24 protein-coding genes and 1 pseudogene are annotated in these 20,422 nt (G+C 56.7%); 5 read left to right on the top strand and 20 right to left on the bottom strand.

All coding sequences use genetic code 11. The features are described 5' to 3' along the window. Nucleotides 1–107: 107 nt before the first annotated feature. From PQR62_RS20500 to PQR62_RS20475, 6 genes are all read right to left on the bottom strand, one after another. Nucleotides 108–305, bottom strand: coding sequence for a hypothetical protein (locus PQR62_RS20500; RefSeq protein ID WP_408159880.1), 198 nt, complete (start codon nucleotides 303–305; stop codon nucleotides 108–110). A gap of 275 nt (nucleotides 306–580) precedes the next feature. Then, the gene (locus tag PQR62_RS20495) at nucleotides 581–1,003 is read right to left on the bottom strand and encodes a hypothetical protein (RefSeq protein ID WP_408159879.1); all 423 of its coding nucleotides are present in this window, start codon (nucleotides 1,001–1,003) and stop codon (nucleotides 581–583) included. 356 nt (nucleotides 1,004–1,359) lie between these two features. Beyond that, complete coding sequence (locus PQR62_RS20490) at nucleotides 1,360–2,460, bottom strand: alpha/beta hydrolase (RefSeq protein WP_408159878.1); 1,101 nt, start codon at nucleotides 2,458–2,460, stop codon at nucleotides 1,360–1,362. A gap of 53 nt (nucleotides 2,461–2,513) precedes the next feature. Then, a complete protein-coding gene (locus tag PQR62_RS20485; protein ID WP_408159877.1) occupies nucleotides 2,514–3,602 on the bottom strand; it encodes an alpha/beta hydrolase in 1,089 nt (362 codons plus the stop codon). A gap of 2 nt (nucleotides 3,603–3,604) precedes the next feature. After that, the gene (locus PQR62_RS20480; RefSeq protein ID WP_408159965.1) at nucleotides 3,605–4,792 is read right to left on the bottom strand and encodes a (R)-mandelonitrile lyase; all 1,188 of its coding nucleotides are present in this window, start codon (nucleotides 4,790–4,792) and stop codon (nucleotides 3,605–3,607) included. A gap of 83 nt (nucleotides 4,793–4,875) precedes the next feature. Next, nucleotides 4,876–5,727, bottom strand: a complete 852-nt coding sequence (locus PQR62_RS20475) for an aldo/keto reductase (protein WP_408159876.1) — start codon at nucleotides 5,725–5,727, stop codon at nucleotides 4,876–4,878. Between the two features lie 124 nt (nucleotides 5,728–5,851). Between PQR62_RS20475 and PQR62_RS20470 the strand changes: the two genes are divergently transcribed. Beyond that, the gene (locus PQR62_RS20470; RefSeq protein WP_408159875.1) at nucleotides 5,852–6,700 is read left to right on the top strand and encodes a LysR family transcriptional regulator; all 849 of its coding nucleotides are present in this window, start codon (nucleotides 5,852–5,854) and stop codon (nucleotides 6,698–6,700) included. Nucleotides 6,701–7,096: 396 nt separating this feature from the next. Here PQR62_RS20470 and PQR62_RS20465 read toward each other — a convergent pair whose 3' ends face one another. From PQR62_RS20465 to PQR62_RS20450, 4 genes and pseudogenes are all read right to left on the bottom strand, one after another. Next, nucleotides 7,097–7,468 carry a hypothetical protein gene (locus PQR62_RS20465; protein WP_408159873.1) on the bottom strand — a complete coding sequence of 124 codons (372 nt, stop codon included), beginning with the start codon at nucleotides 7,466–7,468 and terminating at the stop codon, nucleotides 7,097–7,099. A 33-nt stretch (nucleotides 7,469–7,501) separates the two neighbouring features. After that, nucleotides 7,502–8,259, bottom strand: a pseudogene (locus PQR62_RS20460) (IS5 family transposase). A 43-nt stretch (nucleotides 8,260–8,302) separates the two neighbouring features. Beyond that, the gene (locus PQR62_RS20455) at nucleotides 8,303–8,587 is read right to left on the bottom strand and encodes a hypothetical protein (RefSeq protein ID WP_408159872.1); all 285 of its coding nucleotides are present in this window, start codon (nucleotides 8,585–8,587) and stop codon (nucleotides 8,303–8,305) included. A gap of 581 nt (nucleotides 8,588–9,168) precedes the next feature. Further along, nucleotides 9,169–10,140, bottom strand: a complete 972-nt coding sequence (locus PQR62_RS20450) for a LysR family transcriptional regulator (protein WP_408159871.1) — start codon at nucleotides 10,138–10,140, stop codon at nucleotides 9,169–9,171. 105 nt (nucleotides 10,141–10,245) lie between these two features. Between PQR62_RS20450 and PQR62_RS20445 the strand changes: the two genes are divergently transcribed. After that, complete coding sequence (locus PQR62_RS20445; protein WP_408159870.1) at nucleotides 10,246–11,457, top strand: MFS transporter; 1,212 nt, start codon at nucleotides 10,246–10,248, stop codon at nucleotides 11,455–11,457. 74 nt (nucleotides 11,458–11,531) lie between these two features. Here PQR62_RS20445 and PQR62_RS20440 read toward each other — a convergent pair whose 3' ends face one another. From PQR62_RS20440 to PQR62_RS20420, 5 genes are all read right to left on the bottom strand, one after another. Further along, nucleotides 11,532–11,861: a hypothetical protein gene (locus PQR62_RS20440; protein WP_408159869.1), complete on the bottom strand. Its 330-nt coding sequence runs from the start codon at nucleotides 11,859–11,861 to the stop codon at nucleotides 11,532–11,534. A 100-nt stretch (nucleotides 11,862–11,961) separates the two neighbouring features. Further along, nucleotides 11,962–12,375: a hypothetical protein gene (locus PQR62_RS20435; protein ID WP_408159868.1), complete on the bottom strand. Its 414-nt coding sequence runs from the start codon at nucleotides 12,373–12,375 to the stop codon at nucleotides 11,962–11,964. 500 nt (nucleotides 12,376–12,875) lie between these two features. Then, nucleotides 12,876–13,193, bottom strand: a complete 318-nt coding sequence (locus tag PQR62_RS20430) for an SMI1/KNR4 family protein (RefSeq protein WP_408159867.1) — start codon at nucleotides 13,191–13,193, stop codon at nucleotides 12,876–12,878. A 10-nt stretch (nucleotides 13,194–13,203) separates the two neighbouring features. Further along, nucleotides 13,204–13,653 carry a YunG family protein gene (locus PQR62_RS20425; RefSeq protein ID WP_408159866.1) on the bottom strand — a complete coding sequence of 150 codons (450 nt, stop codon included), beginning with the start codon at nucleotides 13,651–13,653 and terminating at the stop codon, nucleotides 13,204–13,206. Between the two features lie 233 nt (nucleotides 13,654–13,886). After that, nucleotides 13,887–14,390, bottom strand: a complete 504-nt coding sequence (locus PQR62_RS20420; protein WP_408159865.1) for a cupin domain-containing protein — start codon at nucleotides 14,388–14,390, stop codon at nucleotides 13,887–13,889. Nucleotides 14,391–14,577: 187 nt separating this feature from the next. Here PQR62_RS20420 and PQR62_RS20415 point away from each other — a divergent pair, with 187 nt between their 5' ends. Next, nucleotides 14,578–14,826: a DUF3297 family protein gene (locus tag PQR62_RS20415; RefSeq protein WP_408159864.1), complete on the top strand. Its 249-nt coding sequence runs from the start codon at nucleotides 14,578–14,580 to the stop codon at nucleotides 14,824–14,826. 158 nt (nucleotides 14,827–14,984) lie between these two features. On the opposite strand, the gene PQR62_RS20410 is transcribed toward PQR62_RS20415, so the two are convergent. From PQR62_RS20410 to PQR62_RS20400, 3 genes are all read right to left on the bottom strand, one after another. Next, nucleotides 14,985–15,707, bottom strand: coding sequence for a hypothetical protein (locus PQR62_RS20410; protein ID WP_408159863.1), 723 nt, complete (start codon nucleotides 15,705–15,707; stop codon nucleotides 14,985–14,987). Nucleotides 15,708–15,895: 188 nt separating this feature from the next. Further along, complete coding sequence (locus PQR62_RS20405) at nucleotides 15,896–17,107, bottom strand: MFS transporter (RefSeq protein WP_408159862.1); 1,212 nt, start codon at nucleotides 17,105–17,107, stop codon at nucleotides 15,896–15,898. 40 nt (nucleotides 17,108–17,147) lie between these two features. Next, entirely contained in the window at nucleotides 17,148–18,047 is a 900-nt protein-coding gene (locus tag PQR62_RS20400; protein ID WP_408159861.1) for an NAD-dependent epimerase/dehydratase family protein, read from the bottom strand. 329 nt (nucleotides 18,048–18,376) lie between these two features. On the opposite strand from PQR62_RS20400, the gene PQR62_RS20395 reads away from it, so the two are divergent. Then, a complete protein-coding gene (locus tag PQR62_RS20395; RefSeq protein ID WP_408159964.1) occupies nucleotides 18,377–19,171 on the top strand; it encodes an EAL domain-containing protein in 795 nt (264 codons plus the stop codon). Nucleotides 19,172–19,240: 69 nt separating this feature from the next. Here PQR62_RS20395 and PQR62_RS20390 read toward each other — a convergent pair whose 3' ends face one another. Together PQR62_RS20390 and PQR62_RS20385 are read right to left on the bottom strand one after the other, a co-directional pair. Continuing rightward, a complete protein-coding gene (locus PQR62_RS20390) occupies nucleotides 19,241–19,555 on the bottom strand; it encodes a hypothetical protein (protein WP_408159860.1) in 315 nt (104 codons plus the stop codon). Continuing rightward, nucleotides 19,552–19,764: a hypothetical protein gene (locus PQR62_RS20385; RefSeq protein WP_408159859.1), complete on the bottom strand. Its 213-nt coding sequence runs from the start codon at nucleotides 19,762–19,764 to the stop codon at nucleotides 19,552–19,554. The genes PQR62_RS20390 and PQR62_RS20385 overlap by 4 nt, the downstream gene beginning before the upstream one ends. An 82-nt stretch (nucleotides 19,765–19,846) precedes the next feature. Between PQR62_RS20385 and PQR62_RS20380 the strand changes: the two genes are divergently transcribed. Beyond that, complete coding sequence (locus tag PQR62_RS20380) at nucleotides 19,847–20,296, top strand: helix-turn-helix domain-containing protein (protein ID WP_408159858.1); 450 nt, start codon at nucleotides 19,847–19,849, stop codon at nucleotides 20,294–20,296. Nucleotides 20,297–20,422 lie beyond the last annotated feature (126 nt).

The following is a 20,422-nucleotide window of genomic DNA, read 5'->3' as shown; positions in this document are numbered from 1 at the left end:
ATTGAAGGTCTGCATCTGCCCGACAACGACCGCCGGCTGACTGAGGCGCAGCATCAGTATCTGCCGACGCTGGCATATGCTGCGAAGTAGGCGTAGCCATCCATGCCCTAGGCCAGCGCTTCTTTGGCCGCCTCTTCAGGTGCGAGACCGTCATAAAACAGATCGGTAAAGTATTCGACCTCTTCTTCGATATGATCTTGCGCCTGTTTTACAGTCGCGCCGCCGGCGACCAAGAAGCCTTCCACCTCGATGCACCAGTTGATGAGTGCGAGGGTTTCTTCGTCGAGTTTTTCTTTCTTGGGCATGGTATTTCCTTTCAGCGCGCAGAGATGGATCTGCGTGTCAGCATAGCTATTTGTGGGTTATTGAACAAGGACTGATCCGATGAGAGCAAGCCGCCAGCGTTGCTGCTCAACGCATTGAAGAACAGCCGCCGTAATTGCGCGCTTTTTTTCTTCCTGAGATGTCGGCTGCTGGCCGGTAGCGGCCGTCCGCCAGTAGCACATGGAATTCCACTGGAACTACGATATGCTCAAATAGCTGCTCACCGCTCCGCCTAATAAAAACCCAGGCCGCACGATTACAGGCTTGTGTTGATAGGGAGTCCCTGTGCATTGAGCATATCCTGCAGTTTCGCGGCATACAGCTTATCGATCATGCTCGTAATCGGAGGATCCACATGCACCATGCTGATGGCAATCGTCTGATGCACGCTGCGCCCAAACGCACCGGTCTCCACAATGAAGGCTTCGGCACGATATCCCTTCTGGTGGGAGTAGAGCACATCGATTTCATCATGTGTCATCTGGAACAGCATCCCGTAGGCCCATTCGCCCGGCGCTCGGAGCAGGATTGCCTTTTCCCGAACAATGACCTGATGATCTCTGACCCTGGCAGCTTGAGGTGCACGGATCTCCAGCCCTTTCGCGCGCAAGGACGAAGAGTCCATGTGCAAGCCGTAGAAGAAAATATTAACCAGCCTGTTGGGAGTGTTGTCAGCCATCGACGTCAGTGTGAAGGGCGAAGGGTATTGTGGCGAGATGTTTTGCAGCGAGGTAGCCTAGTCTAACATTCACGCCCAATCTGTCGCTGATCAGCGCAGACGATATCTCGGAGTGACTAACATCCGGACGATCCCGCCGCCACCGCTACCCCACGAGGCGGCATCTTTTCCCTACTGGGCATTGTTCAATTCAAAGAATGTCAGTTTCTGGCCGGAAGCAGACCTTTTGGTATGAGGCTTGCGGGTCAGTGGAGGCAAAATATCAGTCAGCTCCTCCGGATCAATCTCCGATCCATCTCACAGAAACCAGGATCGGAGCTCAACCGATTCTGGCGCCCAAGGGTGGCTCAACAAGCTCAAAGATTCTTGGCGTAGAACGGTGTTAGTTTGGCCACCGCGGTTTCGACGTACTTGGGAACCCAGTAAGTTTCGATGTGGGTGGCGCCCTCAATCTTGAATAATTCCTTGTCCTTGGCGCCGCTGGCTTTCGCAAAGGCCTCCTCCGTCATGTAAAGGCTATCGGCCTTGCTGCCCGCCATCATGAGCAACGGCTGCTCGATCAGCGAGATCTGGTCCGTGGCATCCCAGCGCATCAGGTCGAGCAGGCTACTGGTGGTGTATCTGAATGTCGACCCCGGATGGGCATGGGTGCGCCAGTAATATTCATATCCCTGTCGATACAGATCGAACGGCAACGCCGCAATCTGCGCATCGGTCATATCTGCGTCTCCCGAGTAGAGAATCTTGCCACCAGCGCGCTGCCGGGCTCTTGCATCCGAGGCTTGCTGCAGACGTTGCTGAACCGAAGCGAGCTGCGAGTCGACGTATCCGTTGCGCCGCACCCGGCCCGAGTTGAACATGCTGAGCGTGGCGACGGCCCTGAAACGCTTATCCGTCGTTGCCGCCGCCAGCGAATAGCCGCCGCCACCGCAGATGCCGAGTAGCCCTAGACGTCCGGCATCGACGCCCGCATACGAGGTGATGAAGTCGGCCATCCCGTGGATGTCCTCGATACGGTTCGTGGGCGTGTCCACCGAGCGCGGGAGCCCGCCGCTGCCTCCCTGGTAGGCGGCATCGGCGGCAATGGCGATATACCCCTGCTCCGCCAGGCGTTGGGCGTACAGGCCGGCCGTTTGCTCCTTCACGCCCCCGTTGGGGTGCGCGACGACTACCGCAGGATATTTTTTCGATGGGTCGAAGTTCGCCGGCGTGTAGACGTTGGCAACGATGTCCAGGCCATTGAGCTGGTAGGTCACGGGGTGGATGTTGACTGCGCCGGGTACGTTGGCAGTGATTGCATCACCGTACACCAATGTAAAGGGATTGTTGCGGTAGTCGGCAGCCGTCGCAGGAGGAGAAAGGGTCATGGCAGGCAATCCAAGGGTGATTGCGGAAACGGCGAGTGCAGAGGTCCCGAGGAACTCGCGGCGTTTCACGTCGATGGCGTTGTGGGTCATATTGATTCCGGTCTCATGGAACCTGGACGCGGGAAGCGCCCGGGCGCAAAGGGTCAATCCAGCTTCTTTTGATTGAGGAAGGCAGATACCAGGCCGGCAATCTGTACGTTGTTCAGGTCGGACATGATGAAGTGCGTATTTCCGTGGATGCCCGCCTCCGGGAGGTGCACCAACCGGGCGTCGCCGCCGTGCCTGTTGATGGTATCGACCCAGATCCTGGCCATGGCAAGTCGCACGCGCCAGTTATCCTGGCCGCGCTCTGCCGTGGGCGTCGTCGGGAAGTTGTCGCCGTAGTAGATGACTATGGGGATTCGCGTCAGCTTGTCGAAGTCCTCTGCCGAAACAGCTTCAGGCGCCAGTGGCCCGGCCGCACTGGGCATGGCAGGGGGAAGTTCTCCTGGCGGGAAGATGAAGCCGCTGCCGGGTTCAAATGCGACGACGGCCCTGACGTTGGGCGACTTGATGGCCGTCAGCCAGCCAGGACCACCGCCCTGCGAATGCGTGAAGAGAATGGCGGGACCGGTCTGCTTCATTAAAGCGACGATCGCGTCCGAAATCACGCCGGCGTCATAAGGGCCGGTGTTGGGCGTGACAGAACGGAAGAACTGGTCCAGCGTTTCCGGCTTGCGGTCGAACTGCACATTGTCGAAGTATTTGGGCCATTTTCCGATTCGGAACTGGTCAAAGAACAGTTGATCGTTAGGTGCCGGAACGACAGAGGCTGCGACGGTGCTGCTTCCGGCGCGCCCGCGGCGCGGCTGGTCGACGAGATAGACCGGAAAGCCTCGGCGCAGGAACAGGGTCTGGAAGCCCTCGCGGCCGTCCGAGGTGCTCTCCCAGCTGCGCGCTGACTGGAACGCCCCATGCAACATGACGATAGGCAGGGGCCGCGGATTCAAAGGTACTTGATAGAAAGCGTAGAGGTGGTCTCCATGGAAACTCTGTCCCGCGGACGTCGGGTTATTGTTGTCGTAGCGCCCGGGCATCTGCAATACCGTGCCACCAACAGCAAAGCTGCCCTGAGCCTGAATCGCCAGAGCAGCAGGGGCGGCATTACCGCCACCATCTGGCTGAGTCGCGCACCCGGCGACGAATGTTGTCATGGCGACCGCGGTAGCCATCAGGATGCGATTGATGTTCATGTTCAACCTTTCGATGCGGCGGCCAAGGCCTGTGAGAGCGCTTCGCTGGCGCGGGCTCCGGTTTCAGGGCAGATATGGTCGGCGAGAATCCGTGAAAGCTGATGTAGCTGAGCGGCGCTCAAGCCCACGCGCAGACTTGCCCTCATGTGCGAGCGCAACTGCGCCTCGGCTCCTGGCGTGGCTGCCAGCGCGCCGACGGTCGCCAGCTCGCGACTTTGCCAATCGAGGTTGTCGCGCTCGAAGATGTCTCCGAACAGGTGCGCCTGCAGAAACTGGTTGATCGTGGGCGCAAAGTCGAACACGGCACCTTGTACCGGCCCGCCGGAAATCTCTGTCTGATTGGCCTTGCCCACCGCGACCAACTCGGCTCCTGTGGCAAGCACCCGGCCAGGTTCACGCCCCTGTGTGTCGGCGATACCGCGCTGCTTACGTAACTCCACTACCTTCAGCAGTTCGCCGAGCGCATTAAGGCTTCTGGGAAAACCGGCGTAGGCATAGAGCTGCACCAGGATTTCCTTGGTTTCGTTGATGCTCAACCCGGCATCGAGACCTTGACCCAATGCGGAGTTGAGTTTTTGCATATCGCTGCTGGCCGCGAACGCGGCGATTACCGGAATGAGGCGCTGCCGGGCCGACAAGGTCTCGGATGCGGGATAGGCGCGAGACCGGGCGGCGATCGCCGGCGAAACCCCGGTGCGACTCCAGGCGGCAAGATAATCGTCATCAGTGACCTTGCTTTGCCAGATGACCGAGACGCCATTCTCCTTCTCCGCGATAGCCACGTGCGTCATCGGATCGTTGGGACCCGCACCATGCCAATGAAGCACATTGGCGGGGATGACGACGACATCACCGGCGTGGATAAGCCTGGCAGGCTGCCCCTGTTGCTGAACCAGGCCGCCCCCCGCCGTGACGATCAGCGTCTGCCCCAAGGGATGACTGTGCCAGGCAGTCCTGGCGCCTGGCGCGAAGCGTACCGTGGCGCCCCCGGCCTTGCCCGGCGCCAGGGCCTGGAAAGGCGCACTGATGAGCGCGGCGCCCGTGAAGTGGTCTGCTGCGCCTGTGGCGGCGGGCTGGGTCGATGACGAACTGACTTCGATCACCGGCGCAACCGTGCTGGTCGCAATGGACTGCGCGTCAGCACCCACTGCGATCGCGGCCAGCGCAACGTAAAGCGGGAGTGACCTCATGCGGCAGCTGGCCACGATGACGGCCAGCACCTTACCCTGATGACGGCCGGGCGCGCGGGGGCAAGCGGGGTTCACGATGCGCCTCAGATGTCGAGCTTGCGCTCGGCCATCCATTTGACGATAGATGGATCGCGATGCGAGAAGAAGCTGCTCGTGTTGGTGTCGAGCGTCGCAATGCGTGCCATGTCGGTGTCGTCGAGTTCGAAGTCAAAGATGGCGATGTTCTCAGCCATGCGTTCCTTGCGCACGGTCTTGGCAAGGGCCACGATGCCGCGTTGAACGAGCCAGCGCAGAACCACCTGACCGACCGACTTGCCGTGCCGCGCCGCGATGGCCACCAACACTTCGTTCTCGAAAAGACCGTTGCGGCCTTCCGCGAAGGGCGCCCACGCTTCGGCCTGTACGCCGATTTCTGCCATGAACGGGGCCGCTTCCAGTTGCTGCTGGAACGGATTGACCTCGACCTGGTTGACTGCCGGCGCAATGTCGTTGAACGCCTTGATGTCCATCAGGCGGTCGGGATGGAAATTGCTGACGCCGATGGCACGCAGCTTGCCGGCCCGATAGGCATCCTCCATTGCGCGCCACGATCCGTGCACATCACCAAACGGCTGGTGGATCAGATACAGGTCGAGGTAATCGAGCTGCAACCGGCGCAGGGATTTCTCAATCGCCTGCTGGGTGCGTTCGTAGCCCGTCTCCTGGACCCACAGCTTGCTGGTGACAAACAGCTGGTCGCGAGCAATTCCGCTCGATCTGAGTCCCTTGCCAACCGCCTCTTCGTTCATGTACGAAGCGGCGGTATCAATGAGCCGGTATCCGGATTCGATCGCGTCGACAACGCTACGTTGGCATTCATTGGCGTCGGCGATCTGGAAGACACCGTAACCAATGATGGGCATATGCAGGCCATTGTTCAGGACGACGTGTTGCATGTATTTCTCCTCACAGGAAATCTGATGAAAAGAAGTTTAAGCGGCACACTGGCATCTGAATAGTGACAGATGAGTTGATGAATTAGCATAAAATTGATGATAATAGAGCGCGCAGGAGCCCTGAATGGCAATCAATGAACTCCGTTCCATCACGACCTTTATCAAGGCGGCAGAGCTGGGAAGCCTGCGCAAGGCCGCCCAGGCGCTGGGGATTAGTCCGCAGGCAGCCAGCAAGGCGCTCGCCCAGTTGGAGGCGCATCTGGACGCGCGCCTGTTTCACCGCACCACGCGGGTGATGTCGCTGACGGATGCCGGGCAGAGGTTGTTTGAAGACGTCCAGCCGTCGGTACTGGGGATGCAGCGGGCGCTTCAAACGGCGAGATCGGCCAAAGATGAATTCGCCGGGCCTTTGCGAATCACCGGTCCGCGAACGACGTTCCAACCCATCCTCTGGCGCCTGGTTGAAGAGTTTTGCGATATGCACCCCGGTATTCAGCCAGACGTGCTGCTGGAGGACCGCATCGGCAACTGGGTCGAAGATCGGGTGGACGTGGGATTTCGCCTGGGGCCCTCGCCCCATGAAGGTGTCATCGCCCGGCGACTGTTCCCCGTTCAGATGCCCATCTGTGGCGCACCGTCGTACTTCGGGCAACACGGAATGCCGGACTCGGTAGCCGCCCTGGCATCACATCGCTGCAGCGTCTACCGGCATCCAAGCACGGGAAAGGTGGTTCCCTGGCGCGTGAAGCTGCGCGATCAAGTGGTCGACCAACCGGTGGTCCCGGCGATCTACAGCAACGACGAGCTCTTTGAACTGCAAGCCGTCCTGGCGGGAAAAGTGATTGCTCAGCTTGCCGGCGTCACGGCGGCGCCCTACATCCGCTCGGGCCATCTGATTCCCGTTCTCGCGGATCTGGGTACGGGGGAGCGAATTGGTACGGAGGATTTTGCCGGCAGCTTGATAGGTGCCTAGGGCCTGTTAACAATTACAGCAGACAGATTGTTAACAGGCCCTAGTTGAATTTTCTGCCCTTCAGGTGCCTGAAGTTGCTCCCCTGGCAGCAAACCACCTCCAATTACACCTGCGATTATCAAATCTCTGTGAGCTTCAAAAAAATGTGAGAGCACCACACCCGTTACCGGACCCGCGAGTCTGACCAGGTAGTTCCTATCGTGCGTCGGCACCACCTTGAAATTGAAGTACGGCAGCCTTAAGCGTCGCACTGTAATCCTCATCATCACGTGAACAAGACGTGTCTGAGAAGACTACGGTGCCTGACCTATAAATCACGAATGCGCGTTTGCTACCTGTGTATTCGCAAACGCGAGCCTCAATATCAAATAGATCCTCGACCTTGATTGGCATCCATTACGGCTTTGGAATATCTGTTCTCATCATTAAATTTTTCTCATAGTCTGAACATAAAAAACAAACCTCAACCCCAATTTTGTGAAGTTCACACATGCCTCGTTGTCCCCGGCCCATCTCACGGGCCATTCCAGACATGACGAATTTTTTGCAAGTGAGACAGGCATGCAATTCCAACCGATCACCAAATTCTCTCTTGCCTAAAATTTTGAGAAATGACTCAATGCTTCTCGATAAATCAGCACCACTTTCAATCCGATACTCTTTACCATTTAAATGCCATTCAAGAATCTCTCCTGCCAGAGTCCAGCGACCAACATACGCAGCAGCCTTGCCGTTAAGACGTAGTTCTCCAGATAGGGCATTTATCATTTCCTTACCTTATTTAACGAATTCACTAGGGAATTACAGCAGCCAGATATAAGCGCAAACGAGGTTGAGCAAAGCGAAATAGTTGCGTGCAAGTTTTTCAAAGCGAGTGGCAATGCGGCGAAATTGCTTGATGCGATTGAAGAAGCGCTCAACCAGATTGCGCTGCTTGTACAAATGCAGGTCATAGTTGCGCTGAATCAGCCGATTGCGCTTGGGCGGAATGACGGCAACGGCACCGCGATTTTCAATGCTACGCACCAGCGTATCAGCGTCATATCCCTTGTCGGCCAACACGGCATCGGCGCACAACCCTTCCAGCAATGTATCGGCTTGCGTGATGTCAGCGATTTCACCGCCGGTCAGCAACCAACGCACCGGATTGCCAAGCCCATCCACCACCGCGTGAATCTTGCTTGTCAAACCGCCACGCGAACGACCTATCGACTGACAGCCATCTTTTTTTGTGCGCCTGCGGCGTGTTGATGTGCGCGCACCACCGTGCTGTCGATCATTAGCATTTCCATGTCACGATCTTCGCTGACGGCATCAATAATGCGTTGCCATATGCCAGTCACAGTCCAGCGCTTGAAACGCGTGTAGGTCGTATGCCAATTACCCAATTCGGCCGGCAAGTCACGCCACGGCGATCCCGTGCGCACGATCCACAGCACCGCCTCGATAAACAGTCGGTTATCTTGCGCTGTCGCGCCTCGATCTCCTACCTTACCCGGCAACAGTGGCTCAAATTTCTTCCATTGATCGTCACGCAGCAGCTTCCTGACTTCTTGCATTTCGGTACTCGGTTATTCGAATACTGAATGTAAACACATTTCTCTAAATGTTAACAGGCCCTAGTATTCTGTTTGCAAGCTCCGCCAATTTTTCTCCATCGGAAACCTTGTCGATGACATTGAGGGTGATCATGTCGGTCCATCGGCTCAGGTCGCTCTCGGCAGGCGGGGTGAATTCGTTCTGACCGTTCTTTGACCAGCGATGAAGATAATTCACGCCATCCAGGCTCAGTTCGTTGGCGCTCGCCGCCTGCGCCAGTGTCGGCATCAGTGCAAGAGCGAATGCCAAGGCCCACAGATAACGTAACTTCGAAGCTAAGCGTTTCATTTCGACTTCCTTTTTTGCCGCCAATGGATCCGACCTTGTCTTATCGAGTACGTCACGGCAGCTCCTGGCCGATAGCGGACTTCTACTAACGGACATCGCATGACTTTTCGGCTGTCAGTCTTTAAGGTGCTTTTGCACGTCTTCCTTGGCTTGCCCGTTTAATTTTTGAAATTCACCTATTAGCCTATCGCATGCGTCTTTCGTTGCCTCGCACAGAGCAGTCATTTGGATGAATAAAGGTGAGTTGAAGCATCGCGATGACGCTACCGTGCAGTTCCCCTACCAGCAAATATTGATTTGCATCACTGTCGATGAGCTCGAAGGCTTGCTCGTATAGACCTTCGTCACTACCGACTGCTTCGCGGCCTTGTCCTAACGTATCGTCTATTAGCAATTCCAAGAGCCGAGGTAAGTCACTCCGCACTGCGCGGCGTGCGGTTAAGTCCATGAATTCAATCATCAATGTTTATCACTTCTTTTTGAATTAATAATTTTCAGGCAGTTAATTTCAAAGTTTGCTTCTGGCGATTGAGGATATTCGCACTATGCGGTGAGGGAATCTAAGACTTCTTTCAACACAATCAGTTACGCGTCTCAGTTATCTTCTGAGGTTTGAATGTCTCGGAATGGGGCATCGTGAGCAACTCTGATGTGGCGCTCTCAAACTTCATCACAAGGAAATCGAGGATGGCCCGCACGCGAGGAGGCATGTACTTCGTGGCGTGAAACACTGCATACACGCCAGCTTCTTCGATGGCATTCTGAACCAGGAGCGGAGTAATTCTTCCGTTTCGAATGTCATCAACGGCATCCCAAATGGTTCTGCGCGCCAGACCTTTGCCGTCCAGAAGCCACTCACGCGCGAGCGCGCCGTCATTCGTTTCCCAGGCTCGCGCCAATGGAATGACGAAGCGCTGGAGACGGCCATTGCTTTCGAAATGCAGCTCGCTCAGAAGACCGGTCGCCGTCGACAGCACGACGAAGTCATGATGGGCAAGATCTCCGACCGTGAGTGGTGTCCCGTGTCGCACCAGATAGGTAGGCGCTGCACACAGCACTCGCCAGTTCGGCGCCAACCGGCGAGTTGCGAGTGTGCTTTCGTCAGGCCTCCCGAACCGAATGGCAAGGTCGATGTCATCCTGCAGCAAATCCGACAATGCGTCTGACAAAGTGAGCGCAATCTTCAGTCTGGGATGGGCCTGGCAAAATTCATCCAGCCAAGGCTTGAGTGTGCGGCGGCCAAAATCGGCCGATGCGGAGATGCGAATTTTCCCTCTGATTTCGCGCCTGCCTGCCAGCAGCTCGGCCTCGGCATCATCGACCGCGTCGAGTGCTGTTTTGCAGTAACGCAGGTATTGCTGCCCCTCCTCGGTGAGGCGCAGCTTGCGAGTGGAGCGATCGAACAGCTTCGTCTGAAGGGCCGCCTCCAGTTTTTGCAGTCTGGCGCTGGCAGCCGCGGGCGACAGGCCGAGCTTACGCCCTGCGGAAGAAAGGCTGCCAAGTACGGCAGCCTCTGAAAACAGGCGCATATCGCCGAGTCTATCGGTGGCCATTATTCACATGGATTTGAAGATGAATCAAATATTAGACTAATTATCAATTTTAGATTGGTCGGTCACACTGCGCCCTGTTTCGACCATAAAGAAAGAGAATCTCCAATGACCAATCAATCAAACCACTTGGTGCCTCTCCCTTGCGAAGGAGGCCGGGGTCTACCGCTGGCAGCCTTGCTGGCATTGACGATGGCCAGCTTCATCGCCACCGCAAATGAAAGCGTACCGGCCGGATTGTTATTCGGCATTGCACAGGGCTTAGGTGTTTCGGAGGCGGGTGCCGGCCAACTCGTGACCTGCTGTGCATTCGGCTCTGGACTGGCGGCAATACCGTTGACAGCGTTATTCGCTGAATGGCCGCGACGCAGACTGCTGCTTGCAGCGCTTTCAATTTTCCTGGTTGGTAACACGATGACGGCGGCGACCGACTCCTACCTGGCCGCATTGCTCGCGCGCTTCGTGATCGGCTTGGCCACCGGTGTGACCTGGAGCCTGCTGGCAGGCTACGCCCGCTCGCTCGTCGGGCCTGCGCGCCAAGGGCGCGCGATGGCAGTGGCGATGGCAGGCATTCCATTAGCCCTCGCATTGGGCATGCCGTTAGGAAGCTGGCTTGGTGCGGTGGCTGGATGGCGTAGCGTGTTCCTATTCCTTGCTGCGATGGCGGCGGTGCTGATCGTCTGGGTCTATGCCGCCGTTCCTGAACTGCAAGACAGCCAAACACTGCGTCGTAAGCGTTTGCCAGAAGTCCTGACCACGCCGGGTGTTGGGCCGATTCTGGTGGTACTGGCGCTGTGGATTTTTTCCCACTACCTGATGTACACCTACGTTTCCCCCTTGCTTGCGTGGCTCGGTTTCGAGCCCCATTTGCAGCAGGTATTGCTGATATTTGGCCTAAGCGCGGTGGCAGGAAATTGGCTGGTAGGTATGCTGATTGATCGCTGGCTGCGTCGCCTGGTGCTTGCATGTCTTGCAGCATTCGTTGCGACAGCCGCCGGCTTCTCGTTGTCCCCCTCGAACCCTTTGCTGGTCGGCATTGGCGTCATCGTTTGGGGGCTGAGCTTCGGCGGTGCCCCGACGCTGTTGCAAACAGCGCTAGCCGACCGTGCGGAGGCAGAGGCCAACATTGCCCAGTCGGTACTCGTCACGGTCTTCAACCTGGCCTTCGCCGGCAGCGGCGCGTTAGGCGGCGCACTGTTGGAAACACAGGGGGCCAGAACACTTCCCTGTGTCGCGGCAGGCTTGCTGGCAGCTGCCGGATTGATCGTATGGCAAGCATCCCATTCCGGTTTCAAGAGAGGTCCCCGATCCGGTAAGTGATGCCAGAAGAATCAAGTCTGGTTGTGGCCGATAGAGGATGTTGCCAAAGTTGCATCCTTATCCCGCAACATGAATTATTTAGTACAAAAAAATGCGCGATTAATTAATAGCTGGGCGCCATCAGCTTTTTCAGATGGATTCAACTGAATGTATTTTTCTACTTGGCGAAGCAGATCGAGTGTCGAAGCTTTATCTTTATCGACGCAGGCTAAACCGACATTGAGGGCCGAGTTAACGCTGCCTGTTACGTATCCACTCACGTATATCGCTAAAGCTGAATTGGCAGTCGAAAAACTAAGTGCTTCTGAAACACCTTTCTCAAGCTCATTCGATGTTAGCGCCATCGCACTTGTAGAACACATGAGAGATGCTGCTACCGCCACTACTTTTCTAACCAGTGTCATGAAAATCTCTTCTGAAAAATCCTTATATGAAAGACGTCAGCTCTTGGCCGATAGCCGACTTCAAAATCAATCCACTATGGCTAGCGATCCTGAAATCACACTAAGCAGGAAAAATTTGCGGTACTCCATGAGTAAATTCCAGCGGGCGATATTCCCAGCCTCCGTAGGAGCGACTGCGATATGGCATCACAATGTATGCACGTTTATGGTGTTGGTTTTCTATATCAAACATCGCTGCCTGCCATCCGTCGCTAGCAACCTGTTCAGGGGGAATGGGGCAGCATATAAGAGTTGCTACCAACTCCTTCCTTTTGACCATCGGTAGAATCTTTTCAAGAATCTCTCCGATTGCGGAGCCCAACTCCTTACTCTCACTGGAGATTTCTTCCGGCATGTCGCTGTCGTTACTCATCGTCAAGGCAAACGTTTGGAATTCGCCGTTCGCTTTCAGACGTTGTTGTACGATTTCTTCAGCTATATCCAGCAACGCCTCCATGTCTTCCGACAAATCCATTGCGCATTAACTCCATCTTAAATTCACTGTGAGGGCCATAGCGTACAGTCAATACTCTTTGAGGCCATTGGATCGCCACTGCTGGCCGATTGCGCACATCTTGAACGATGTGCCTCAACTCCGACTACGAAGCTATAGTGATGCAAAAATAGAGTTTTACGGTAGCCTCTAAATTGATCTTTGCCCAGGTTTCGGCCTCTTGCATAATCGTCTTCCGGCAAATTTCCCCTGCCTGACCGATAGTGTAATCCTCTAGACTAGTTGTTCCTTTGGGGGCACTACCATGGCCGGTGAGACCGTTCTCGTCCTGTGTCCATCCTTCCCAGCCAAGAATATGTACGCGCTTCGTAACGAGATAATCGATACACTCGATTGCTTGGCGTAGCGGAAGAACTATCTCTACAGAGGATATTGATTGACGCGCAAGATGTGGGGCAGGAACTCTAGTTGGCTCATTGTCAGATTTTAGATTTCATTCCTATGTTGTCCGTTCCTGGCCGCTAGCGGACGAATCCATTAGCGAACTCTTGAAAATTATCTGCTATTCGGATGGCGACCTCAGGCCCCATTCCAATCAGTGGCAACATGTAGACACTGCCTTGTTCATCAAAGGCTAGCACTTCACCACCTCCATTTCCCGCAAAGGCAACGAAGCCGGGCGCGTACGTTTCGATTTCAATATCCGAATTGCTTCCAGCAATTTCATCCATAGTCCAGAGGATGACGTAGCCTGGGCGCGCCTCGTCGACAGTGAATCCTTCGAACAAACCATTTTCTTGAATATAGTTGCGGTAGCCGCTTGGTATCGATGGAAGCATAGTATCTAGCTCATTGTTTTTGAAGGTCCGCTTCTGGCCGAGTGCCGTCCCATACCTCTTCGGAGCGCGCATTCAGATAATCATCAACCCTCTTCAACAGCAATGCGCAGCGTTGCACCGTCGCTTCACTATCATTCAATTCCTGACGTTCGACGATGACAAATTCCTTAATGATTGAACCGGCCGGGAACTGCTGCCAGCTCAGATCTAGATGGTACCAATCACCGCCGACGCGAAGCCCGTTCCAGAAGTGGACGTCTAGCGTCTGCCCGGTCCATACCTTCCCTTTAATGATTTCGGTTTCTGGGTAGTAGTGCTGCACTACCCGGGATGTCGGGTAGCACTGGCCCAAGGCCGGATTTCCCGTTTGCTCAATTTCTAAATAAGCGGTTTTCCTATCCCAAGACGCAGTTAGCGCTTCACGAAGGCGGAGCATGAAATCCTGGGGTAGATGCGCCATCGTCAATACCGATCTATGTTGTTGCGCCAAGGCGCTTAAGGACTGGAAAATTGCCAGCGATGCCGGCCGACAGGAGACCCGGCACTTCGAAGTACTAAGGTACTACCGGTTTTCATCCGCAAGCTGCCGATGAAACAGCAGGCAACGTCACTGTCTTGTCCGCACCTCAATCTCTTTCATCGAGAATCGAAGTGGGGACAAGCTGGTCAACGGCGACGGGCTCTGGTCGCCGCTCAGTTGACGAAAGAGATGTCGTCCTTGGCCTGCGGCGGAATCTTGATCGCGATGGCTTTGACAGGGCCGCTGGTCACAACCGCGCCTGCATGCGCCGTTCCTTTGGGAATGATGATCAAGGTTCCGGGCTTGAATTCTTTGAGCTCGCCGCCCAGCCACATCGATCCGGTGCCTTCAACGATGTATTGGATCTCATCCGTCTTTGCGTGAATGTGCTTGCCGACGTTGCCTGACTGAAGATTGACTGTGGCATTGTCCGTATTGACCAGTATCTTCGACCGCAATTCCGGATAGGGAGTGGCAGGCAGCGCGGCATGTGTGATTGCATTGAGATCAATCACGGCCGGCACCAGAGGCGCCTGTTCTGCATGGGCATCTGCAACAAGATGCTGGGCCAGCGGCGATGCCGCCATTCCCGCTGCAAATGCGCCGACAACGGCGAATGAAAGAATGATGTTTTTTTGGCGCATGGCGATTCCTTTTTTAGTTGTCTTAAATTGCATGGATAGCCTATCTAGGCTGCGCTGATTATGGCACTAACAAGGCTTCACCATAGAGCGCCGACGGCCGGCATTGATCCCGCTGAAGTGCTTGCTTGACGACTCAAGGCGTATCGAGGAATTCGCGTTCCCGCACTTTCGGCGCGTCCCTATATTGTTTTGCTTAATCTTATCGTTGATAATTGCGGCCATGAACGATACTCCACTCCGCCCCCCTCTTCCTGATCGGCTCTCGATCGACCCTCGCAGCCCGCACTACGATGCGGCCATCTTTGAGCATGATGTCGGCATCAAGCTTAACGACAGAGAGCGCTTTGATGTGGACGAATATTGCATCAGCGAGGGATGGATTAAAGTCCCGGCCGGGAAGGCACTCGATCGCAAGGGCAATCCTCTGATGACCAAAGTCAAAGGCAAGGTCGAAGCTTTTTATCGGTGAGGGCGGCGCCGGGAAGCGGCGCGTCCTGATTCCGTGATTGTTTGCAAGGGCAGCTGCGCTACGAATTTCGATAGCGCAGCTGCCCTTTTTGCCGATGGCCGAAGTCGAGGCCGGGCTGACAGGCACAAGCGCCTCTCCCTACAGCCCGGTGAGAATTTTTATCGCTTGCGCAGCGGCAATCTGGCGGTACAGCTCTGCACCGATGCCACCATCTGATCGGCCATCGTGGTCAGCTTTTGCGTCATCTCCGCCTCGCTCTTGTCGGTCGCCGGCTGCGGCGCCATCTGGAATAGCGCGACTTCGATACGATCAGGCCCGCGCACGAAAATCCGGTGCACGGAAAGCGACTGGATCGGCTTTTGCGGATTGGTATAAAACGCCCCGGTGACCAGTGGGAAGGGACCGTTTTCTGTGTCCGGCGCGAGATCCTTCAGCTTCAGTCTGAGGGTCGGGCCGAAATCGGTCATGGTGCGGACCACGCCGAGATCGCGTCCGGTTGCCGCTTCCGCCTGTTTATAGACATCTGCCAGGGTGCCGATTTCGGACTCCGGCGTTCTGCCTTCTGGCAAGACCGACACGGCGAGTGCAGCAACGATTTGGTTATCGTATTCCACCCGGCTCAGGTGGATGGAGTTGCGGTTGAACATGCCTTCCACCATTCTGCGGGCGCGTTCAGGCGTGGGAAAATTGCCGCAGTAGACGCCGGCCCAGGCGGTCTTGCCATCCCAGCTGCCGTCCGACCAGGTCACTTCATAGGCCTTGCTCGACAGCACGAACTGTTGCTGGTCTTGCGCTTGGGCTGCCTGCATGCTGCATCCCGAGGCAACTGCAAACGCCACCACCAGCTTCAATGCATGAACGGAGTTACGGTAAGGCGACATGGTTTTCCCCTGATTCTTGTCCGCGCATGCATGCGATATTGCGCGGCGTTGTTATGTAGCATGAGACCTGCACCTGAAATGGCCACCGAAATCCAGACCGCGCGCAGCGGAAAATGGGGCCAGAGAATCATACCTGAGCTTCCGGCATCGCCCTCGCCGGCCTAGCCTACTATCCGTGAGGTCGCCGATCAGATACTGTTCAAGCCCTTTTGCACGCGCCATGACAAGGGCAAGGTGAACAACAGGATCGCCGCCAGCGTGATCAGCGCGGCGGAAATTCCTGCCGCATCGCCGAGCCGGCCGAACACCACCGGAGACACCGCACCGCCCGCAATGGTGCCGGTGTAGAACAGGGCAAAGGCGTGCTCGTGCTTGTCGTGGCCGGCCAGTTCGGGCACCACGCCATACAACACCGAGGATGTGCCGTTCAGGGCCAGACCCAGCAGCGGCAGCATCGCCATCAATCCCGACAAGGGCAAAAATACCGCCAGCACGATCAGCACGGACGTCATCGATTCGGTCAGCCAGACCGTCTTCATCATGCCGATGCGCGCGCCGAGATAACCGCACAACAATTTGCCGAAAGCGCCGCCGACGAACAGCAGCGACAGCGCGAAGCCTATGCCTGCGGTGCCGGCGCCCTTGCCTTTCAAGAGAAACGGCAGGAAGGTGAGAAAGCCCATGCGCACCGCGCTGTCCAGCGTCCCGGTCAGCAATAGGGCGCGCAGGCCCGCGGGCGATCCGCTGCCGCTTACCTCCCTGGCGGCTTTCGCCTTGCTCATGGCGCGCTGCTCAGGCGCCGGAATCAGCCACCACAGCAAACCCGCAGCGGCCAGACCAAGCAAGCCCATCAGGGTGACGCTGGCCTGCCAGCTCATGACCACCAGCGACAGGCCGACCAGCCCCGGGATCAGCGTCTTGCCGATATCGCCGGCGAAGTTGTAATGCGACAGTGCTTCTTTCACTCCGCCGCCGGCCTGATGTGTGTCGGTGATCAGAGACGATGACAAGGGATGCTGCGTGCTGGCGCCGAGCCCGCCCAGCACCAACGCAATCAGCAGCACCGTCAGACCGCCGGCCTGCCCGGCGATCAGATAGGCGACGCCGGCCAGGGCGGTGCCGCCGATCAGCATGCGTTCGCGGCCCCAGCGTTTTGCCATGCGGCTGGCCAGCAATTGAAACGCCGCCATCGTGCCGGAATACGATGCGCGCAATAGCCCGACCAGGGCGTAGCTGATGGAAAATTGCGACTGCCAGATCGGCAGCAGTACGTAGATCAGATCGGTCAGGCCGTCATGAACGGCATGCGCGCTGCAGGCTGCGATCAGCGAACGGCGACGCACCGAGGCGTCGGCGATATCCGGGTCACGCGGCATTGAGATGGTGTTGAGATCGCTCATGGTTCAGGGCTGGTGAAATCGGGATCAAGCTTGATGAAAATTAAGGCGCTGTGTCCATCTCCTGACTTATCCATTGCAGCACCGAAGGATGCTGAGGCTGCCAGCCCAACTCCGCTCTGGCGCGGATACCGCGAATGCGGCTGTTCGATCCCAGCGAATAGCGCGCGCCATTCAGGCCCCATACCGCGATCGCCTGCTCTTCATCCAGCCCCTCTATGGCTGGAATGCCCAGCCGATTGCTGATCGCCTGCGCAATCTCGGCGAACGAAGCTTCGCCGTTTTCCGCAAAATAAAATCCCTTGGATGAGGGTGCCTCCAACGCCAGTTGATATAGCGCGCAGACGTCATCGATATGCACCGTAGACCAGCGGTTCAGGCCGGCGCCGACAATCTGCACCACGCCCCTGGCCAGCGCATTTTTCACCAGCGCCGGTGTCTGCACGCTATGCGGGTTCAGGCCTCTTCCCTTGCCGTAAATCAGGGTGTTGCAGATGACGATGCCACGCACGCCGGGGGCGGACAGAATGCGCTGGTCCAGTTCATAGCGCGCCTGCTTGCCGGCGCTGACGATCAATGGCGTGCTTTCATCGAAGATCTGTTCGCTGACTTTATTCCCGGCAACCGCGTCGCCTACCTGGCTGGAACCGCTGGTGTGCAGCAGAATTTTCCGGCTGCCGCTCAACCCTGCGAGCAACGCCTCAATCGCGGGCCGGTGATCGCTGCTGGCGCAATTGATGACGGCATCGGCCGCCCTTGCCTCGCGCGTCAACAACCCGCTGTCATCCAGATCGCCCTGCACCGGCTCGATACCCGCCTGGAGCAAGGCCTCGGCCTTGCTCATGTCGCGCACCAGACCGCGCACCTGATAACCGGAGGCAAGCAGATGAAGCGCGATTGAACCGCCGACATAACCGGTCGCACCGGTGATAAAGACTTTCATTTTTCTGTCGATCTCCCATGTATTAATTCTTGTCATGCCCCACATAAAATGTGTGGCGGATATCGGTGGCGAAGTGAGCAGGCAGGCTCTCTCCTGCAGTCTGTCATTTTACTTTGAGCCAATGGCTCTCGCTGGCGAGCCTGAGAACTATCAGGAATCGCCTGATTCAGAACACGCCGCCAATAAGAGATGATCGGGGCGGAGCCTGCCATACTGCAAGAAATCTGTGCTGGCAAGAAACGAAGCTCTTGAGATACGCCACCAAGCCCATGTGATTGAACAGCATATTTCTTGCTAAGATTGAAACATCAATGAACGACCACATTCCCATGCATCCCATTCACGCAGTCCCTTCAGAAAACATCCCTGCAGACAATGCCGAAGACGCTTGCTCAGGCTGCCGCAACTCATCGGCGCCGGATATCGAATTCGAATTTGCCTATCAGCCCATCGTCGACTGCGCCACCAGATCGGTGTATGCCTACGAAGCGCTGGTGCGCGGCCCCGCGGGCGAGTCTGCCGCCAGTGTGCTGGCGCAGGTGGACGACACCAATCGTTACCGCTTCGATCAGGCCTGCCGCACCAAAGCGGTTGAGGGCGCGGCGCACCTGGGCATGACTGAGTTGTTGTCGATCAATTTTCTGCCGAATGCGGTGTATCGTCCTGACGTCTGTATTCGCAGCACCTTTGCCGCCGCCCGCAAATACAATTTTCCGATTGAAAAGATCATTTTTGAAGTGACCGAAGGTGAGCGCGTGCAGGACCGGCCGCATCTGGTGAACATTTTCAAGGAATACCGCCGCTTCGGCTTTCAGACGGCGATCGATGATTTCGGCGCCGGTTACGCCGGTCTGAATCTGCTGGCGGAATATCAGCCGGATCTGGTCAAGATCGACATGGATCTGGTGCGCAACATCGATCAGAAGCAGCCGCGTCAGGCCATCGTGGCCGGCATCACGCGCATCTGCAAGGATCTGAATATTCGCGTGCTGGCCGAAGGCATAGAAACGCGCGCCGAACGCGATTTTCTGCTGGGCACCGGGATCAGCCTGATGCAGGGTTACTGGTTCGCCAAACCCTTGTTCAAGGGCCTCCCCAGGATTCCCGACACTGTCTGGGATTGACGCCGCAAAGCGATATGGCCTGAATACCTCGCCAAGCGCCCCCCTATGAACCTCTGCTGCTGATCCGGCTTACCACTCCCCCGCGATTCCACCCAAGGCATGAATGGCTGCGGCCAGGCGTGCGCCGATTTCGCAGCGGCCGGCACGAATGACCTGCAGCTGGCGATCATCGCCGATGTCGATGCTGCGTTTGCTCTTGATGAGCGCGATCATGCGCTCGCCTTCATGCAGTTCGTCGAGATAGGCGTGGATCAGCACTGACCAATAGACGCGCGGCTCAGGCGTGATGCATGTTGCCCGTAGAGGCGATTTCCCATGCCCGCCCTGGCGCTGCGACGACGATGCGACGGCGGGATGCAGGTGACTGGCAGCAGGCCGGATCATGCTCCCCGCAACTCCCTCTCCCTATCCTGCTCCCGCTCGTAGGCGGCCAGACCGCGCAGATAGATCAGACGGATAAATGCCGCCCGGCTGCGCTGCTCGCGGCTGGCGTGCTGCTCGGTGCGCGCCAGCTCGTCTGCATTGAGACGCAAGGTGATGGGTTGAGAGCCGGCGTGTGGAGACACACCTCGAATGTGGACTTTTGTACTCATGAGATATCATTTGTGTACGTGAATCAGGCAATGATTGCATTTTAGTAAACAATTTTTTACTCTGCAACACATTCAATAACAAATGATTACTTTAGGCCAAAGACTCAAAGAAGAACGAAAACGTCTGGCTCTCACGCAACCAGAATTTGCACTGGCGGGCGGCGTAGAAAAAGCTACCCAGATCAACTACGAACAAGACAAGCGCGCACCGAATACCGACTACCTGGTCGCGATTGCGGGGATAGGCGTAGACATCGGCTATGTGCTGCTGGGGATTCCGTCCAGCGCTGCGTTGCCTGAGGATGAAGCCGAATTGCTGGTCGGCTATCGCAGACTCGACATGCGCAACAAGACGCGCGTGCTGGGCGTCATCGAAGGCATTCTGGAAGCGGAAAAACCCGTGCTGCCTGCCAGGCAGGCAAGCGATCCTGCCAAGGCCAACATCGCGCGCGCCAAAACAGGCAAGCTCGTCGGCAAGCCGGCCCTTGAGACGGCCGACCAAGCGTCTTCCGTTGCGCGCAAGAAAAAATAGTCAGCGTCCAGAGCCGACCGTATCTGCGGAGAATCGGGGTCCTCCCGAATATGAATGGCGGCGGTTTGCCCGGCATGCGCAATATGCAAGCGTCAAGGTTCACACAAGCGGCACGCGACAGTGCGT

It is taken from the genome of Herbaspirillum lusitanum (genome assembly GCF_046025995.1).
Taxonomy (GTDB): Bacteria; Pseudomonadota; Gammaproteobacteria; order Burkholderiales; family Burkholderiaceae_D; genus Herbaspirillum; species Herbaspirillum lusitanum_A.
Note: the sequence above shows the minus strand (reverse complement) of the source record. Positions and strands in the feature narration are given on the sequence as shown.